Source organism: Bradyrhizobium monzae (assembly GCF_021458635.1).
GTDB lineage: Bacteria > Pseudomonadota > Alphaproteobacteria > Rhizobiales > Xanthobacteraceae > Bradyrhizobium.
This window is the reverse complement of sequence record NZ_JAIRDQ010000008.1, coordinates 113571-130828: the sequence shown is the minus strand read 5'-3', so window position 1 is coordinate 130828 and position 17258 is coordinate 113571. Positions and strand designations below refer to the sequence as shown.

Below are 17258 nucleotides of genomic sequence, written 5' to 3'. Positions count from 1 at the left end.
ACGCGGATAATTTGGCAAAAAATCCTAAAACGGCATGCCCATCAATTTCGACAGCCGTTCGATCGAGAGATAGCCGGCCTGATAGGCCGCAACCCCAAGGCCATAGATGATGGCCGAGATGATCGTGGTCCAGATCAGCTTGCGCTTCATGCCGGTCAGGACCGGTGCGCCGGGGTCGGTGCCGGGCGCGCCGACGCCGTCCTCATGCTGGCTGCGCACGCCGAACGGCAGCGTCAGGAACAGCGCGAGCCACCAGATGACGAAGTAGATCGCGAGCGCGGTTGAGATCTGGGCGGCCATGGTCCAGCCCTATGCCTGCTCGATTTCGACCAACGCACCCGAAAAATCCTTCGGATGCAGGAACAGCACCGGCTTGCCGTGGGCGCCGATTTTCGGCGTGCCGTCGCCGAGGACGCGGGCGCCCTCCTTCATCAGGAGGTCGCGCGAGGCGATGATGTCGACGACCTCGTAGCAGACATGGTGGATGCCGCCATCGGCGTTGCGCTCGAGAAACTTCGCGATCGGCGAAGTCTCGCCGAGCGGCTCGATGAACTCGATCTTGGTGTTGGGGAGCGTGGCGAACACGGTGGTGACGCCATGCTCGGGCAGTGCGACGGCTTCCGAAATCTGCGCCCCGAACGCCGCGCCGTAGATCTTCGCGGCCTTGGCGGCATCTCTGGTCGCGATCGCGACGTGGTTGAGGCGACCCAACATAGGCTTCTCCCTTACACTGTCAGGACGTGTACCAGACAGGGAGGCTTTTTGCCCCAATGTTCGTTGATGACGGCCCGGACAGCGCGTCGCACCGATTCAGCCAGCGCGTCCGGATCCCTGCGGCGCGCCTTCGGCAGGCCCTCGATCGTCGACATCACGGCGTCGAAAACGATGTCGTCGAGGGGCTCGCCCGCCCGGTTCTTCTCGGGGACGCCGACCAGATCCACCTCGGGCTCGTCGACAAGCTCGCCCTGCGCGGTCATCGCGATGGCGACGAAGGCACAGCCGGAGAACGCCATGCGGCGGCGCTCAACGACGGCGCGGGATTTTGAATCTTCCAGAATCGTGCCGTCCTTGTAGAGCCGGCCCGACGGCACCTCGCCGATGATGCCGGGATCGCCGGGACCGAGCTTGACGAGGTCGCCGTTGCGGATGACCAGCACACGCGGCACGCCGGCGGCGCGCGCGAGTTTGGCGTGCTCGTTCAGGTGCAACGCTTCGCCATGCACGGGGATCAGGAGCTGCGGCTTCACCCAGGAGATCATGTCGCGCAGCTCGTCGCGACGGGGATGGCCGGAGACGTGGACCAGATGATCGCGGTCGGTGAGGACCTCGACGCCCTGCAGCACCAGATTGTTGATGATCGAGCCGACCGCCTTCTCGTTGCCGGGAATCGTGCGGGAGGAGAAGATCACGCTGTCGCCGCGGTTGAGCGTAATTTCAGGATGGTCGTCATTGGCGATGCGGGCCAATGCGGCGCGGGACTCGCCCTGGCTGCCGGTGCAGAGCGCCAGCACCTTGTCCTGCGGCAGATGGCCGTAGACCTCGGGCGAGCGGAAATTCTGCACGCCGTCGAGATAGCCGGTCTCGCGCGCGACCTGCACCACGCGCTCCATGGCGCGGCCCACCACGACGACCTCGCGGTCGGCGGCTTTGGCTGCGTCGGCGACCGCCTTGATGCGCGCGACATTGGAGGCGAAGGTCGTGACCGCGACGCGGCCCTTCGCGGCCTTGACCAGGTCGATGATGGTGCGGGCGACCTCGGCTTCCGAAGGCGAGCGGCCATCGCGCACCGCATTGGTGGAATCGCCGATCAGGGCCATGACGCCCTCCTCGCCGAGCTCGCGCAGCCGCTTCTCGTCGGTGGGGCGACCGAGCGTCGGTGTCGGGTCGATCTTCCAGTCGCCGGTGTGCAGCACGATGCCGGCCTCGGTGTGGATCGCCAGCGCATGCGCTTCCGGAATCGAGTGCGCGACCGGGATGAACTCGACGTTGAAGGGGCCGACATCGATGCGGCCGCCGGACGGGACCACCGTCACCGGAATCTTCGGCGCGTTGCGCTCGGCAGCGCATTTGGCCTCGAACAGCGCCGCGCTGAATTGCGTCGCGTAGATCGGGCATTTCAGCCGCGGCCAGAGATCGATGATGGCGCCAAAGTGGTCCTCATGGGCGTGGGTCAGCACCAGGCCCATCAGGTTCTTGCGCTCCTTCTCCAGGAAGCTGATGTCCGGCATGATCAGATCGATGCCGGGCAGGTGCTCCTCGTCGCCGAAGGAGACGCCGAGGTCCACCGCCAGCCAAGAACGCTGCTGACGGTTGCCAAGGCCATAGATCGACAGGTTCATGCCGATCTCGCCGACACCGCCGAGCGGCGCAAATACCAGTTCGTCGGGTCTCGCCATCACGCAGCTCCCACCGAACGGACCGGGCCAAAGAACACCTCGCCCGCGGCGATCGGCACGCGACGGCCCTCCGCCGTGCGGACGATCAGGCAACCGGTGTCGTCGATCGTGTCAAAAATGCCTTCCAATACCTTGGTTCCCGTGTGGATCGCGATCGGCTCGCCAAGGCGGGCGGCGCGCTCCAGCCAGAGTTTTCGGATCTCGGCAAAGCCGCGGCCATTGTCCCAGATGCCGCGGAATTCGACCCAGGCATCCGTCAGGGCCGAGAACAGCTCTTCCGCGCTGATCTGGACGCCGAGGGCAGCGAGCGACACCGCCGGTGTTGGCGTGCCCTCGGGCGCCGCGACAACGTTGGTGCCGATGCCGACCACGATGGCCAGGCGATCGCCGACGGCTTCGGCCTCCAGGCCAATGCCGACCAGCTTCTTGCCGTTGGCCAGCACGTCATTCGGCCATTTCAGGGTGTATCGCGGCCGGTCGGGCCCGAGCCGCATCGCGACCTCGAGACTGACTTTCTCGAGGGCGGCTTCTTCCGCGAGCCCCGCGGCAAAACCGATCGTGGCGGCCACCGCAGGTGCGACGTCGAGGACTTCAAGGACGCTGGCGGCGAGATTGCCCCGGGGCGAGACCCAGGCACGCTGGCGGCGGCCGCGGCCCGCCATCTGCTCCGCTGTCACGAACCAGATTGGGCCGCGCTCACCGGCGCGCGCGGCTTCGATCGCATCCGTATTGGTCGAGCCGGTCCGCTCCAGGGCTGCGAGCTTGTAGCCCGCCGACAATGCACGAGGACCGAGCGCGAACCCCATCCTAGAACAGCGACTTGGCGGCTGCGGAGGCGACGCTCACCACCGGACCCGCGAACAAAGCGAACAGGATGTTGAACAGGCCGAAGACGGCCAGCACCGTCTTGACCTCGACGCGCACCGGATCGACCTGCCCGGCCGGCTCGTCGAAATACATCGTCTTGACGATGGTGAGATAGTAGTAGGCGCCCACGACGCTGGAGAGCACGCCGATCACGGCAAGCGTGAACAAATTCGCCTTGATGGCGGCGACGAAGACGTACCACTTCGCGAAGAAGCCCGCGAGCGGCGGGATGCCGGCGAGCGAGAACAGCAGCATCGCGAACATGAAGGCGAGCAGCGGATTGGTCCGCGAGAGACCGGCGAAATCCCTGATCTGCTCGACCGCCTGGCCGTTGCGCTTCATGGCGAGGATGATCGAGAACGAGCCGAGCGTCATCGCGACATAGATCACGATGTACATCAGCACGCCCTGTGCGCCCTCGACCGTGCCGGAGGCAAGGCCGACCAGCGCAAAGCCCATGTGGCCGATCGAGGAGTACGCCATCAGGCGCTTGATGTTGCTTTGGCCGATCGCGGCGAACGAGCCGAGCACCATCGAGGCGATCGCGACGAACACCAGGATCTGCTGCCACTGCGAGACAATGCCGGGGAATGCGGTCAGCGTGACGCGCGTGAACACGGCGAGCGCAGCCACCTTCGGCGCGGAGGCGAAGAAGGCGGTGACCGGCGTCGGGGCGCCCTCGTACACGTCCGGCGTCCACATGTGGAACGGCACCGCCGAGACCTTGAAGCAGAGACCGGCCAGCAGGAACACCAGGCCGAAGATCAGCCCGACGTTCGCGGCGGTCGCAGCCGACGCGATGCCGGCAAAACTGACGGTGCCGGTGAAGCCATAGATCAGCGAGGCGCCATAGAGCAGCATGCCGGAAGACAGCGCGCCGAGCACAAAGTACTTCAGGCCGGCTTCGGTCGACTTGGCGTTGTCGCGGTTCGAGGCCGCCACGACGTAGAGCGCGAGCGACATCAATTCGAGACCGAGATAGAGCGAGATCAGGTCACCGGCCGAGATCAGCACCATCATGCCGAGCGTCGAGAGCAGCACCAGGATCGCGTATTCGAAGATGCGGCGCGACGGGTCGGACAGGAACTCGGTCGACAGCACGAGCGTCACCGCCGAGCCGATCAAAGCGAGGATCTTCATGAAGCGGGCGAAATCGTCGACGATGAAGCTGCCGCCGAAGGTGACCTGCTTGCCGGCGGGCAGCATGTATTCGAGCGCGCCGACCACGATCAGCAGCAGCACCGCGAGCGTGGTGACCGCGCTAGTGGTCCCCTGCCCGCGATAGGCGCCGAGCATCAGAAGCGCCATGGAGCCGATCGCGAGCACGAGCTCGGGCAGCACCGGCGCCAGTTGATAACCTGCAGTCGTAAAGCTCATGGCGATATCCTGACCTGCCCGATCAATGGAGCAGTGCGGCGGCCTTCACGGCCGTCACAGCGGTGTTGTAATTGTTGACGAGTTGCTGGACCGAGGCGGCCGACATGTCGAGCACCGGCTTCGGATAGATTCCGAACAGGATCGTCAACGCGATCAGCGGGAACAGCGTCACGCATTCACGCAAGGTGAGATCCTTCATGCTCGCCAGCGACGGCTTGACCAGCGCCCCGAACACGACCTTGCGATAGAGCCACAGCGCGTAGCAGGCCGACAGGATCACGCCGAAGGTGGCGAAGAACGCGGTCGGGATCGAGACCTTGAAGGTGCCGAGCAGCGTCATGAACTCGCCGACGAAGCCGGAGGTGCCGGGCAGACCGACGTTCGCCATGGTGAAGACCATGAACGTCAGCGCGTAGAGCGGCATCCGGTTGACGAGGCCGCCATAGGCCGCGATCTCGCGGGTGTGCATGCGGTCGTAGACGATGCCGACGCAGAGGAACAGCGCGCCGGAGACGATGCCGTGCGAGACCATCTGGAACACGCCGCCGGCGACGCCCTGCATGGTGCCGGCGAAGATACCCATGGTGACGAAGCCCATATGCGCGACCGAGGAGTACGCGATCAGCTTCTTCATGTCCTCCTGCATCAGCGCCACCAGCGAGGTGTAGATGATGGCAATCGCGGACAACGTGAAGATCAGCGGCGCGAAGTCGTGCGAGGCCAGCGGGAACATCGGCAGCGAGAAGCGCAGGAAGCCGTAGCCGCCCATCTTCAGCAGGATCGCGGCGAGCACGACGGAGCCCGCGGTCGGCGCCTCGACGTGCGCGTCGGGGAGCCAGGTGTGCACCGGCCACATCGGCATCTTCACCGCAAACGAGGCGAAGAAGGCGAGCCACGCCCAGGTCTGCAAGCCGCGCGGCACGGCGGTGTGCATCAGGGTCGGGATGTCGGTGGTGCCGCCGTTCCAGTACAGCGCCATGATGGCGAGCAGCATCAAGACCGAGCCGAGCAGCGTGTAGAGGAAGAACTTGAACGACGCGTAGACCCGGCGCGGGCCGCCCCAGACGCCGATGATCAGGAACATCGGGATCAGACCGCCCTCGAAGAACAAATAGAACAGCACGAGATCGAGCGCCGAGAAGGTGCCGATCATCAGCGTTTCCAGGATCAGGAACGCCATCATGTATTCGCGGACGCGGTTCGTGATCGCCTTCCAGCTCGCGATGATGCAGAACGGCATGATTGCGGTGGTGAGGATGACGAGCGGCAGCGAAATGCCGTCGACGCCCATGTGGTAAGTGATGCCGGTGGCAAGCCAGTTCGCCTTCTCGACGAACTGGAAGTCGGCATTCGACGGATCGAAGCGCATGACCAGGAGCACTGACACCGCGAAGGTGATCAGCGTGGTCCACAGTGCGATCCAGCGCGAATTGCGCTTGGCCGCCTCGTCATCGCCGCGGCTGAGGTAAACGATCAGCGCCCCGACCAGCGGCAGGAACGTCGTGACCGAAAGGATGGGCCAGGTTGTCATTTACTGGCCTCCAAAGCCGAACATGAACCAGGTGATCAGGCCGGCGGCACCGATCAGCATGGCGAAGGCGTAGTGATAGAGATAGCCGGTCTGGATCTTCACGACGTTGCGGGTGATATCAAGCACACGAGCCGAGATACCGTCGGGACCGAAGCCGTCGATGATGAAGCCGTCACCCTTCTTCCAGAGCTGGTAGCCGATCCACTTCGCCGGTCGGACGAAGATGAAATCGTAGAGCTCGTCGAAGTACCATTTGTTGAGCAGGAACCGGTACAGCATCGGCTGCGTGTTCGCGAGCTCGACCGGGAGGTAAGGCTTGCGGATGTAGAAAGTGTAGGACACCAGGAAGCCGCCAACCATCATCACGAAGGGCAGCCAGCCCAACAGATGTGGCATGTGCTCCATGTCCTCGAGAATATGCGGGTTCATCTTCACGGACTCGCGGAAGAACTCTTCCACGCCGTGAGGACCGGTGAACAGCTCCTTGAACGGGAAGCCGGCAAGGACCGAGCCAACCGCCAGCACGCCGATCGGGATCAGCATCCAGATCGGGCTCTCATGCGCGGCCTCGTAGTGCTCCTGATCGTGCGGCTCGCCGAAGAAGGTCTTGAACACCAGACGCCAGGAATAGAACGAGGTCAGGCCGGCGGCCACGATCGTCATCAGATAGGCGTAGGTCGAGAACGGATTATGCGCCGCATAGGCCGCCTCGATGATCGCGTCCTTGGAGAAGTAACCGGCGAACAGCGGGAAGCCGGTCAGCGCCAGCGTGCCGACGGTCATCACCGCGAACGTGTACGGGATCTTCTTCCAGAGGCCGCCCATGTTGCGGATATCCTGCTCGTGGTGCATCGCGTAGATCACCGAGCCGGAGCCCAAGAACAGCAGCGCCTTGAAGAAGGCGTGCGTGAACAAATGGAACATGCCGACCGAATAGGCCCCTGCTCCCATCGCCACGAACATGTAGCCGAGCTGCGAACAGGTCGAGTAGGCGACGATGCGCTTGATGTCGTTCTGGACGAGACCGATGGTCGCCGCGAAGAACGCGGTGGTCGCACCGAAGAACATCACGACAGCCTGCGCGTTCGGGGCGAGCTCGAACAGCGGCGACAGGCGCGCCACCATGAACACGCCGGCCGTGACCATGGTCGCGGCGTGGATCAACGCCGACACAGGGGTCGGGCCTTCCATTGCGTCCGGCAACCAGGTGTGCAGCAGGAACTGCGCCGACTTGCCCATCGCCCCCATGAACAGCAGGAGGCATGTCAGCGTCAGCGCATCGGCATGCCAGCCGAGGAAGTCGATGGTCTTGCCGGTCAGGCCCGGAGCGGCATGGAAGATGGTCTCGAAATCGGTCGAAGAGGTCAGGTAGAAGATCGCGAAGATGCCGAGCGCGAAGCCGAAATCGCCGACGCGGTTGACCACGAAGGCCTTGATGGCGGCGGCGTTCGCCGACGGCTTCTGATACCAGAAGCCGATCAGCAGGTAACTCGCCAGACCCACGCCTTCCCAGCCGAAGAACAGCTGCACCAGGTTGTCCGCCGTCACCAGCATCAGCATGGCGAAGGTGAACAGCGAGAGATAACCGAAGAAGCGCGGCCGGTACGGATCCTCGTCCATGTAGCCGATGGAATAGAGGTGCACGAGCGAGGACACGGTCGTCACCACCACCAGCATCACGGCGGTGAGCGTGTCGACGCGCAGCGTCCACCAGACCTCGAGCTCGCCCGAGAAGATCCAGGGCAGAAGCTGGATCCGGGCGTCGTGGCCATTGAAACCGACATCGACCAGCGTCATCCAGGACAGCGCGGCCGCCACGAACAGGAACGCCGTGGTGATCAGCTCGGCGCCGCGCGAGCCCGCCGCAGCCGGCTCGACCGGGCCGTGGCCGTGGTCGTCGTGGGCGTCGTCGCCGTGATCGTCATGTCCATGAGAGTCGTGGGCGACCGCCGCATGGGCGTCGCCGTGACCGTGATCATCGTGGTGCTCGACCGTGTCGCCTGAGGGGTTGCGAGCATGCGCGCCGAACAGCGAGATCAGGCCGGCCAGAATGGCGCCCAGCAGCGGCAGGAAAACAATTGCCTGAACCATGACTTACTCTTTCCGCATGATCTGGTCGGAAAACCGGTGTCCACTTTTCCGGATCATGCGATCAGCCCTTCATCAGATTGACGTCCTCAACCGCGATCGAGCCGCGGTTGCGGAAATAGACCACCAGGATGGCAAGACCGATCGCGGCTTCGGCGGCCGCAACGGTCAAGACCAGCAGCGCGAAGACCTGACCGACGATGTCGCCGAGGAAGGTCGAGAATGCCACCAGGTTGACGTTGACCGAGAGCAGGATCAGCTCGATCGACATCAGGATGACGATGATGTTCTTGCGATTGAGGAATATGCCGAGGATCCCGAGGGTGAACAGGATCGCGCCGACCGCCAGATAATGTCCGAGCCCGATCGTCATTTCACCCACTCCGCCGCGTCGCTGTCCTGCAGCCCCTGCCCCGATACCACCTTGCGCATCGCCATCGCCATCTCGGGTGTACGCGCGTTCTGAACGTTGATGTCCTGCCGCTTCACGCTCGCCTTGTGCCGCAGGGTCAGCACGATCGCGCCGATCATGGCGACCAGCAGCACCATGCCCGAGAGCTGGAAGTAGTGGACGTACTTCGTATAGAGCACGAGACCCAGCGCCTCGGTGTTCGAGACGTTGGTCGGGATCGGCGCCGTGATGGTCTTGCTCACGGTCGGATTGATGACCCAGGCACCGACGGTCAAGAGCAGCTCGAACAGGAAGATGCCGCCGATCACGACACCCACCGGCAGGTACTGGATGAAGCCTTCGCGCAGCTCGAGGAAGTCGACATCGAGCATCATGATGACGAACAGGAACAGCACCGCAACCGCGCCGACATAGACGACGATCAGGATCATCGCGAGGAATTCGGCGCCCATCAGCACGAACAGGCCGGAGGCGTTGACGAAGGCCAGGATCAGGTACAGCACGGAGTGAACGGGATTGCGCGAGACAATCACCATCACCGCCGAGGCGACGCAGACGCCGGCGAAGAGATAGAAGAACAGCGCGGGAAGGATCATGCTCTCATCTCACCGGTAAGGCGCATCGAGCTCGATCGCCTTGGCGATCTCGCGTTCCCAGCGGTCGCCATTGGCGAGCAGCTTGGCCTTGTCATAGAACAGTTCCTCGCGGGTCTCGGTCGCGAACTCGAAGTTCGGACCTTCGACGATGGCGTCGACCGGGCAGGCCTCCTGGCAGAGGCCGCAATAGATGCACTTCACCATGTCGATGTCGTAGCGCACGGTGCGGCGGGTGCCGTCGTTGCGGCGTGGACCGGCCTCGATGGTGATGGCCTGCGCCGGGCAAATCGCTTCGCACAGCTTGCAGGCGATGCAGCGCTCTTCGCCGTTCGGATAGCGGCGCAGCGCATGCTCACCGCGGAAGCGCGGCGAGATTGGGCCCTTCTCGAAGGGATAGTTCAGCGTCGGCTTCGGCTGGAAGAAATAGCGCATGGCGAGGAAGAACGCCGAGACGAATTCCGACAGCAAAAGCGAGCGTGCAGTGGCGTTGATGTTGATACCCATGACAGCCCTCACTTCGGCGCGATGCCGGCGAACTGGAGCACGCCCGCCACCACGACCACCATCGCCAGAGACAGCGGCAGGAACACCTTCCAGCCGAGGCGCATCAATTGGTCGTAGCGGTAGCGCGGCACGATCGCCTTTGCCATCGCGAACAGGAAGAACATGAAGAAGACTTTGAGCGAGAACCAGATGATCCCCGGCACCCAGTTGAAGGGCGGCAGGTCCACCGGCGGCAGCCAGCCTCCGAGGAACAGGATTGTCGCCATCGCGCACATCGTGACGATCGCGACGTACTCGCCGAGCATGAACAGCAGATACGGCGTCGAGCCGTATTCGACCATGAAGCCGGCAACCAGCTCGGATTCCGCTTCGACGAGGTCGAAGGGCGGACGGTTGGTTTCCGCCAGCGCCGAGACGTAGAACACCACGAACATCGGGAACAGCGGCCAGACGTACCAGTTCAGGATAGTGAGCTGCGGCAGCCCGATCAGACTGGCGAGGCCGCGGGCATGCTGGGCTTCGACCACGGCCGACAGGTTCAGTGTGCCGGCGCAGAGCAGCACCGTGATGATGACGAAGCCGATCGAGACTTCGTAGGACACCATCTGCGCCGCCGAGCGCAGCGCCGCCAGGAACGGGTACTTCGAGTTCGACGACCAGCCGGCCATGATGATGCCGTAGATCGACAGCGACGAGATCGCGAAGATGAAGAGGATGCCGACATTGATGTCGGAGATCACCCAGCCGAGATTGGTCGGGATCACCGCCCAGGCGGCGAGCGCGAGCACGCACGAGACCAGCGGCGCAAGGAGGAACACGCCCTTGTTGGCGCCCGCCGGAATGATCGGCTCCTTCAGCACGAACTTCAGCAGGTCGGCGAAGGACTGGAACAGGCCCCAGGGGCCGACCACGTTCGGACCCCGGCGGATCTGCACCGCCGCCCAGATCTTGCGGTCGGCGAGCAGGATGTAGGCGATCGCGACCAGCAGGATGACGAGCACCATGACGCTCTCCGCGATCATGATGATCAACGGCCAGAGGAAGCCGGTCCAGAACGCGCTTGCGAAAAATTCCATTGGCTCACTCCGCTGCGGTCAGCATCTGCCCGGAGGCAAGCCGCGAGCATTCCGCCATCACGGCGGACGCACGCGCGATTGGGTTGGTCAAATAGAAGTCCTCGATCGCTGCCTTGAACGGCGCCTTCTCCGGCGAGCCGCCCCTCCCCGCCAGCTTCTTGATCTGGTCGGCTGCGCCCGCCTCGATCTGGTCGAGACGGATCAGATGCGGCACGGCCTTGAAGATCGCCTGGCGCAGCGCGGCAAGCGAGTCGTAGCCGAGCTTCTTGCCGAGCGCTTCCGAGAGCGCGCGGATGATCGCCCAGTCCTCGCGGGCTTCGCCCGGCGGGAACGCGGCACGGCCGGTCATCTGCACGCGGCCTTCGGTGTTGACGTAGATCGCGGACTTCTCGGTGTAGGCGGCGGCCGGCAGGATCACGTCGGCGCGATGCGCACCGCGGTCGCCATGGGTGCCGATGTAGACAACGAAGGTGCCGTCCGGCGCCTTGATCTCGTCGGCGCCGAGCAGGAACAGCAGGTCGAGCGTGCCGAAGGTCGTCATCTGCGCGGCGTTCAGCCCGCCCGCACCGGCGACAAAGCCGATGTCGAGCGCGCCGACGCGCGAAGCACTCTCGTGCAACACGGCAAAACCGTTCCAGCCGTCCTTCACCGCACCGACGTCGAGCGCGAGCTTGGCGGCGGCTGCGAGAATGGCGGCGCCGTCGTGACGCGAGGCTGCGCCCGCGCCGACCAGGATGATCGGGTTCTTGGCGTTCTTCAGCACGTCCATGAAAGAGTGCTTGCCGGCCGCGAGCTCGCCGAGCGTCTCGGTGCCCGCGCCGAGATGGTCGTAATCATAGGTGAGGTCGGCCTTGGCGCCGATCACGCCGACCTTGAAGCCGCCGGCGCGCCAGCGCTTGCGGATGCGGGCGTTGAACACGGCCGCTTCCTTGCGCGGATTGGCGCCGACGATGAGCAGCGCATCCGCCTGCTCGACGCCCGCGAGCGTCGGATTGAAGATGTAGGAGCCGCGGCCGAGCGCGGGATCGAAGGCGTCGCCGCCCTGTACCGCCAGATTGGCCGAGCCGAATTTTGCCAGCAGATCCTTCATCGCGAACATCTCTTCGACGCCGGCGAGATCGCCCGCGATCGCGCCGATGCGCTTGCCGTCGGTACGAGCCGCCTTCGAAGCGATCGCCGCGAACGCTTCCTGCCAGGTCGCCGCACGCAGCTTGCCCGCCTCGCGGATATAGGGCCGGTCGAGGCGCTGGGTGCGCAGGCCGTCGACGATGTGGCGGGTCTTGTCGGAGATCCACTCCTCGTTCACGGCCTCGTTGATGCGCGGCAGCACGCGCATCACCTCACGGCCGCGGGTGTCGACGCGGATCGCAGATCCCACGCCGTCCATCACGTCGATGGACTGGGTCTTGCCGAGCTCCCACGGACGCGCCGCGAAGGCATAAGGTTTCGAGGTCAGCGCACCGACCGGGCAGATGTCGACGAGGTTGCCCTGCAGCTCCGACGTCAGCGCGTGCTCGAGATAGGTCGTGATTTCCATGTCCTCGCCGCGCCCCGTGGCGCCCATCTCGGGCGCGCCGGCGACCTCCGCCGAGAAGCGGACGCAGCGCGTGCACTGGATGCAGCGGTTCATCGAGGTCTTGACCAGCGCGCCGAGATATTTGTCCTCGACGGCGCGCTTGTTCTCGGCGAAGCGGCTGGTGTCGACACCATAGCCCATCGCCTGGTCCTGCAGATCGCACTCGCCGCCCTGGTCGCAGATCGGGCAGTCCAGCGGATGGTTGATCAGAAGGAATTCCATCACGCCTTCGCGCGCCTTCTTCACCATCGGCGAACGCGTGGAGATTTCCGGCGGCTCGCCCTTCGGGCCCGGACGGCAGTCGCGCACGCCCCAGGCGCAGCTCGCGACCGGCTTCGGGCCGCCCTTCACCTCGACGAGGCACATCCGGCAATTGCCGGCGATCGACAGCCGCTCGTGATAGCAGAAGCGCGGAATCTCGGCGCCGGCCGCCTCGCACGCCTGAAGCAGCGTGTACTCGGCGGGGACATCGATCTCTTTGCCGTCGATGATGAGCTTGGTCATGTCTCTTACTCCGCCGCGACCATGTTCACGGGATCGCGGACGCCGATATCGTCAATGTCGGCCTTGTGCGAATACTGGTCGATGCGCGCTTCGATCTCGTGACGGAAATGCGCGATCAGGCCCTGGATCGGCCAGGCGGCTGCGTCACCGAGCGCGCAGATGGTGTGGCCTTCGACCTGCTTTGTCACTTCGAGCAGCATGTCGATTTCGCGCTTGTGGGCGCGGCCATCGGCCATGCGGGTGAGCACGCGCCACATCCAGCCGGTGCCCTCGCGGCACGGCGTGCACTGGCCGCAGCTCTCATGCTTGTAGAAATAGGAGATGCGGGCGATCGAACGGATCAGGTCGGTCGACTTGTCCATCACGATCACGGCCGCGGTGCCGAGGCCCGAGCGCAGCTTGCTCAAGCTGTCGAAATCCATCGGCGTGTCGATGATCTGCTCCGCCGGCACCATGCGCACCGAGGAGCCGCCGGGGATCACGGCCTTGAGGTTGTCCCAGCCGCCGCGGATGCCGCCGCAATGCTTCTCGATCAGCTCACGGAATGGAATGCCCATGGCCTCTTCGACGTTGCAGGGCCGCTCGACATGGCCGGAGATGCAGAACAGCTTTGTGCCGACATTGTTCGGACGGCCGATGCCGGCGAACCAGGCGGCGCCACGGCGCAGGATGTCCGGCGCAACCGCGATCGACTCGACGTTGTTGACGGTGGTCGGGCAGCCGAACAGGCCGACATTGGCCGGGAACGGCGGCTTCAGGCGCGGCTGGCCCTTCTTGCCTTCGAGGCTTTCGAGCAGCGCGGTCTCTTCGCCGCAGATGTAGGCACCGGCACCGTGCGCGACATAGATGTCGAACGGCCAGCCGTTGACGTTGTCCTTGCCGACCAGTTTGGCCTCATAGGCCTGGTCGATCGCGGCCTGGAGATGCTCGCGCTCGCGGATGAACTCGCCGCGGACATAGATGTAGCAGGCGTGCGCGTTCATCGCGCAGCTCGCGATCAGGCAGCCCTCGATCAGGAGATGCGGATCGTGCCGCATGATCTCGCGATCCTTGCAGGTGCCGGGCTCGGATTCGTCGGCGTTGACGACGAGGTAGCTCGGACGACCGTCGGTCGATTCCTTCGGCATGAAGGACCACTTCAGACCGGTCGGGAAGCCGGCGCCGCCGCGGCCGCGCAGGCCCGACGCCTTCATCTCGTTGATGATCCAGTCGCGACCCTTGTCGATGATATTTTTCGTACCATCCCAGGCGCCGCGGCGCCGCGCACCCTCGAGCCCCCAATCATGGAGGCCGTAGAGGTTCTTGAAGATGCGGTCCTTGTCCTCGAGCATATCAGTGCTTTCCGATCAACGATTGGCCTGCTTGTAGGCAAGCCCGGCGGCGCAGACGGCGAAGGTCAGCGCCCAGAGCAGACTGTTTTCCTGCGTCGCGTTCATCACGAAGCGCTGCAGCAGGAACATGAAGGCGGCCGCGAGCGCGGCATGCATGGCAACGAAGCGCCATTTGTTCACGGCTTCGCTCCCCCGGTTCGCCTGAGACGGAAGACCCATCAGGAGGTCTCCTTCAGCGTGGTCGGCCCGCCCGCCGGCGCGGAGAACTGGCGGCCGTTCTGCGGACCGGGCTTCGGCGGATTGCCCGAGGCAAAACCGTCGAGCACCTTGCCGAAGGTCTCCTTGGTCAGGTCCTCATAAGTGTCCTTGCCGATCAGCACCATCGGCGCGTTCACGCAGGCACCGAGGCACTCGACCTCTTCCCAGCTGAAATTGCCGTCCTTGGAGAGATGGAAGGGATCGTGATGGATGCGGCTCTCGCAGACATGGATCAGGTCCTCGGCGCCGCGCAGGCGGCACGGCGTGGTGCCGCAGACCTGGACGTGGGCCTTCTTGCCGACCGGGGCGAGCTGGAACATCGTGTAGAAGGTCGCGACCTCGAGCACGCGGATGTAGGGCATGTCGAGCAGGTCGGCGACGGCGCGGATCGCGGCTTCCGAGACCCAGCCCTCGTGCTGTTCCTGAACGCGCCAGAGAATGGCGATGACGGCGGAAGCTTGCCGGCCGGCCGGATATTTCGCGATCTGCTGCTTGGCGAAGGCAAGGTTCTCGTCCGTGAACGCAAAGCTCGCGGGCTGGACTTCCTTCGGTGCTAATCGGCGAACGGACATGTCTTATCTCTCACTGCATGCGGCGCGCGGTTTTCGCATTCAGGGCATTGATCCTGTCCTGCCAGAATGCGCTTGCGGTGCCGAAAACGTTGTAGCCGACGTGGGTCGAGACCTTGATGCGATCGAGGATCGACAGCTCGGTCACGGTCTCCAGCCGGTTGGTGCGCGGATCGAGCACGATCAGCTTCATCGGGGTCTGTTCGAGGATGTAGCGCGACACCGCGTGCGTGCGGTCGCTGCCGTGCTCCTCGCACATGATGACGCTGTCGGTCTGGAGCAGCCTGGCGCCGCCCTTGATCGCCTCGATCTCGACGCCTTCGACGTCGAGCTTGATCAGATATTTGCCGTTAACCGCGACCCTGCCGTCGTCGATGAGGTTGTCCAGCGCGAGAACGGGCACGTCCTCGCCGCCGTGCGACGGAGCGCCGGCGATGCTGAAGGCCTCGTGCTTGGTGCCTGACAAACGCGCGATGCCGCGCGCCGCGCCGATCGCGCATTTCAGGGTCTCGAAGCGATTGCCGTTGATGCGGGCGTTATTCGCGAGCTTCGGATAGTTCTGGCCCGACGGCTCGATCGCGATCGACTTGTGGGAGCCGAACGGCTTGCTCGAGACCAGCACCGACCAGTAGCCGTAATTGGCGCCGCAATCGAGCAAGGTGTAGTCGACGTCGATGGAGTCGGCGAACAACAGCTCCAGCTCGTCCTCGTAGCTGTATGAGCGGTTGAGCAGCTTGCTCCAGTAGCCGTCGCCGTAAGGGAATTCGAACAACGCGTCCGGGTTGAGCTTGATCGCGATGTTGCGCTCGGGCAGCGTTTTCCGCAGCAAATTCGCGCAGGCGATGTAACCCATATGCGAGAAATGCGACGAGATCTTCGATCCCGTCACCAGCGCCAAGGCAGCCGTCCGCTCCCACAGGTTGGCCCCTTCAAGGGCCCCCGAGGCGCGGTCAAACTGGATTGGCGCCTGCGCCATCACCGATCGACCTCTCCGAACACGATGTCGAGCGAGCCGAGAATGGCCGAGACGTCGGCGAGCAGATGGCCGCGGCAGATGTGGTCCATCGCCTGCAGATGGGCAAAGCCCGGCGCGCGGATCTTGCACTTGTAGGGCTTGTTGGTGCCGTCGGAGATCAGATAGACGCCGAACTCGCCCTTGGGCGCCTCGACGGCGGCATAGATTTCGCCGGCCGGCACGTGAACGCCTTCGGTGTAGAGCTTGAAGTGGTGGATGAGCGCTTCCATCGAGCGCTTCATCTCGCCACGGCGCGGCGGCGCGACCTTGTTGTCTTCGACGACGACGGGGCCCTTGCCGTCCGGCGCATTCAGCTTCTGGATGCACTGCTTCATGATGCGCACGGACTGGCGCATCTCTTCCATGCGGATCAGATAGCGGTCGTAGCAGTCGCCGTTCTTGCCGATCGGAATGTCGAAATCCATCTCGGCGTAGCACTCATAGGGCTGCGACTTGCGCAGGTCCCAGGCCGCGCCCGAGCCGCGCACCATCACGCCCGAAAAGCCCCACTCCCAGGCCTCCTTCAGCGGCACCACGCCGATGTCGACGTTGCGCTGCTTGAAGATGCGGTTGGCGGTGAGCAGGCGGTCGAGATCCTCGACCACTTTCAGGAACGGATCGCACCAGGCCTCGATGTCGTCCACCAGCTTCTGCGGCAGGTCCTGATGCACGCCGCCGACGCGGAAGAAGGCTGCGTGCATGCGGCTGCCCGAGGCGCGCTCGTAGAACACCATCAGCTTCTCGCGCTCTTCGAAACCCCACAGCGGCGGGGTCAGCGCGCCGACGTCCATCGCCTGCGTGGTGACGTTGAGAAGGTGAGACAGGATGCGGCCGATCTCGCAATAGAGCACGCGGATCAGCTGGCCGCGGCGCGGCACCTCGATGCCGAGCAGCCTTTCGGCCGCGAGGCAGAAGGCGTGCTCCTGGTTCATCGGCGCGACGTAGTCGAGCCGGTCGAAATAAGGGATCGCCTGCAGATAGGTCTTCTGCTCGATCAGCTTTTCGGTGCCGCGGTGCAGGAGACCAATGTGCGGGTCGACGCGGGCGACAATCTCACCGTCCAATTCAAGCACAAGACGAAGAACGCCATGCGCCGCCGGATGCTGCGGTCCGAAGTTGATCGTAAAGTTGCGAAGCTGTTCGGGTTGCTCGTTCATG

General features: G+C 64.3%; 17 protein-coding genes. All 17 read right to left on the bottom strand.

Going from position 1 to position 17258, the window contains the following annotated elements; translation table 11 throughout:
* Positions 1–24 precede the first annotated feature (24 nt).
* The gene (locus K3F49_RS26765) at positions 25–300 is read right to left on the bottom strand and encodes a DUF1467 family protein (RefSeq protein WP_234683904.1); all 276 of its coding nucleotides are present in this window, start codon (positions 298–300) and stop codon (positions 25–27) included.
* A 9-nt stretch (positions 301–309) separates the two neighbouring features.
* On the bottom strand, positions 310–714 hold the full coding sequence (gene mce, locus K3F49_RS26760; RefSeq protein ID WP_234683903.1) for a methylmalonyl-CoA epimerase: 405 nt from the start codon (positions 712–714) through the stop codon (positions 310–312).
* An 11-nt stretch (positions 715–725) separates the two neighbouring features.
* Entirely contained in the window at positions 726–2396 is a 1671-nt protein-coding gene (locus K3F49_RS26755) for a ribonuclease J (protein WP_234683902.1), read from the bottom strand.
* Positions 2396–3202, bottom strand: coding sequence for a biotin--[acetyl-CoA-carboxylase] ligase (locus tag K3F49_RS26750; protein ID WP_234683901.1), 807 nt, complete (start codon positions 3200–3202; stop codon positions 2396–2398). Before K3F49_RS26750 ends, K3F49_RS26755 begins: the two co-directional genes overlap by 1 nt.
* Position 3203: 1 nt before the next feature.
* Complete coding sequence (gene nuoN / locus K3F49_RS26745; protein ID WP_234683900.1) at positions 3204–4640, bottom strand: NADH-quinone oxidoreductase subunit NuoN; 1437 nt, start codon at positions 4638–4640, stop codon at positions 3204–3206.
* A 22-nt stretch (positions 4641–4662) separates the two neighbouring features.
* Complete coding sequence (locus K3F49_RS26740; RefSeq protein ID WP_234683899.1) at positions 4663–6171, bottom strand: NADH-quinone oxidoreductase subunit M; 1509 nt, start codon at positions 6169–6171, stop codon at positions 4663–4665.
* A complete protein-coding gene (nuoL, locus tag K3F49_RS26735) occupies positions 6172–8262 on the bottom strand; it encodes an NADH-quinone oxidoreductase subunit L (RefSeq protein WP_234683898.1) in 2091 nt (696 codons plus the stop codon).
* 61 nt (positions 8263–8323) lie between these two features.
* Positions 8324–8632: an NADH-quinone oxidoreductase subunit NuoK gene (gene nuoK, locus K3F49_RS26730; protein ID WP_008136131.1), complete on the bottom strand. Its 309-nt coding sequence runs from the start codon at positions 8630–8632 to the stop codon at positions 8324–8326.
* Positions 8629–9267 carry an NADH-quinone oxidoreductase subunit J gene (locus tag K3F49_RS26725; protein WP_234683897.1) on the bottom strand — a complete coding sequence of 213 codons (639 nt, stop codon included), beginning with the start codon at positions 9265–9267 and terminating at the stop codon, positions 8629–8631. The genes nuoK and K3F49_RS26725 overlap by 4 nt, the downstream gene beginning before the upstream one ends.
* Positions 9268–9276: 9 nt before the next feature.
* Positions 9277–9765, bottom strand: coding sequence for an NADH-quinone oxidoreductase subunit NuoI (gene nuoI, locus K3F49_RS26720; protein ID WP_027529879.1), 489 nt, complete (start codon positions 9763–9765; stop codon positions 9277–9279).
* A 14-nt stretch (positions 9766–9779) separates the two neighbouring features.
* Positions 9780–10847, bottom strand: a complete 1068-nt coding sequence (gene nuoH / locus K3F49_RS26715; protein ID WP_234683896.1) for an NADH-quinone oxidoreductase subunit NuoH — start codon at positions 10845–10847, stop codon at positions 9780–9782.
* A 4-nt stretch (positions 10848–10851) separates the two neighbouring features.
* Entirely contained in the window at positions 10852–12927 is a 2076-nt protein-coding gene (gene nuoG / locus K3F49_RS26710; protein WP_234683895.1) for an NADH-quinone oxidoreductase subunit NuoG, read from the bottom strand.
* 5 nt (positions 12928–12932) lie between these two features.
* Positions 12933–14258 carry an NADH-quinone oxidoreductase subunit NuoF gene (nuoF, locus tag K3F49_RS26705; protein WP_014494861.1) on the bottom strand — a complete coding sequence of 442 codons (1326 nt, stop codon included), beginning with the start codon at positions 14256–14258 and terminating at the stop codon, positions 12933–12935.
* Between the two features lie 15 nt (positions 14259–14273).
* Positions 14274–14477 carry a hypothetical protein gene (locus tag K3F49_RS26700; RefSeq protein ID WP_234683894.1) on the bottom strand — a complete coding sequence of 68 codons (204 nt, stop codon included), beginning with the start codon at positions 14475–14477 and terminating at the stop codon, positions 14274–14276.
* Positions 14477–15088, bottom strand: coding sequence for an NADH-quinone oxidoreductase subunit NuoE (nuoE, locus tag K3F49_RS26695; protein WP_027529885.1), 612 nt, complete (start codon positions 15086–15088; stop codon positions 14477–14479). The genes K3F49_RS26700 and nuoE overlap by 1 nt, the downstream gene beginning before the upstream one ends.
* Positions 15089–15098: 10 nt before the next feature.
* Entirely contained in the window at positions 15099–16061 is a 963-nt protein-coding gene (locus K3F49_RS26690; RefSeq protein ID WP_234683893.1) for an FkbM family methyltransferase, read from the bottom strand.
* A complete protein-coding gene (locus tag K3F49_RS26685; RefSeq protein WP_234683892.1) occupies positions 16061–17257 on the bottom strand; it encodes an NADH-quinone oxidoreductase subunit D in 1197 nt (398 codons plus the stop codon). The genes K3F49_RS26690 and K3F49_RS26685 overlap by 1 nt, the downstream gene beginning before the upstream one ends.
* Between the last annotated feature and the right edge of the window lies 1 nt (position 17258).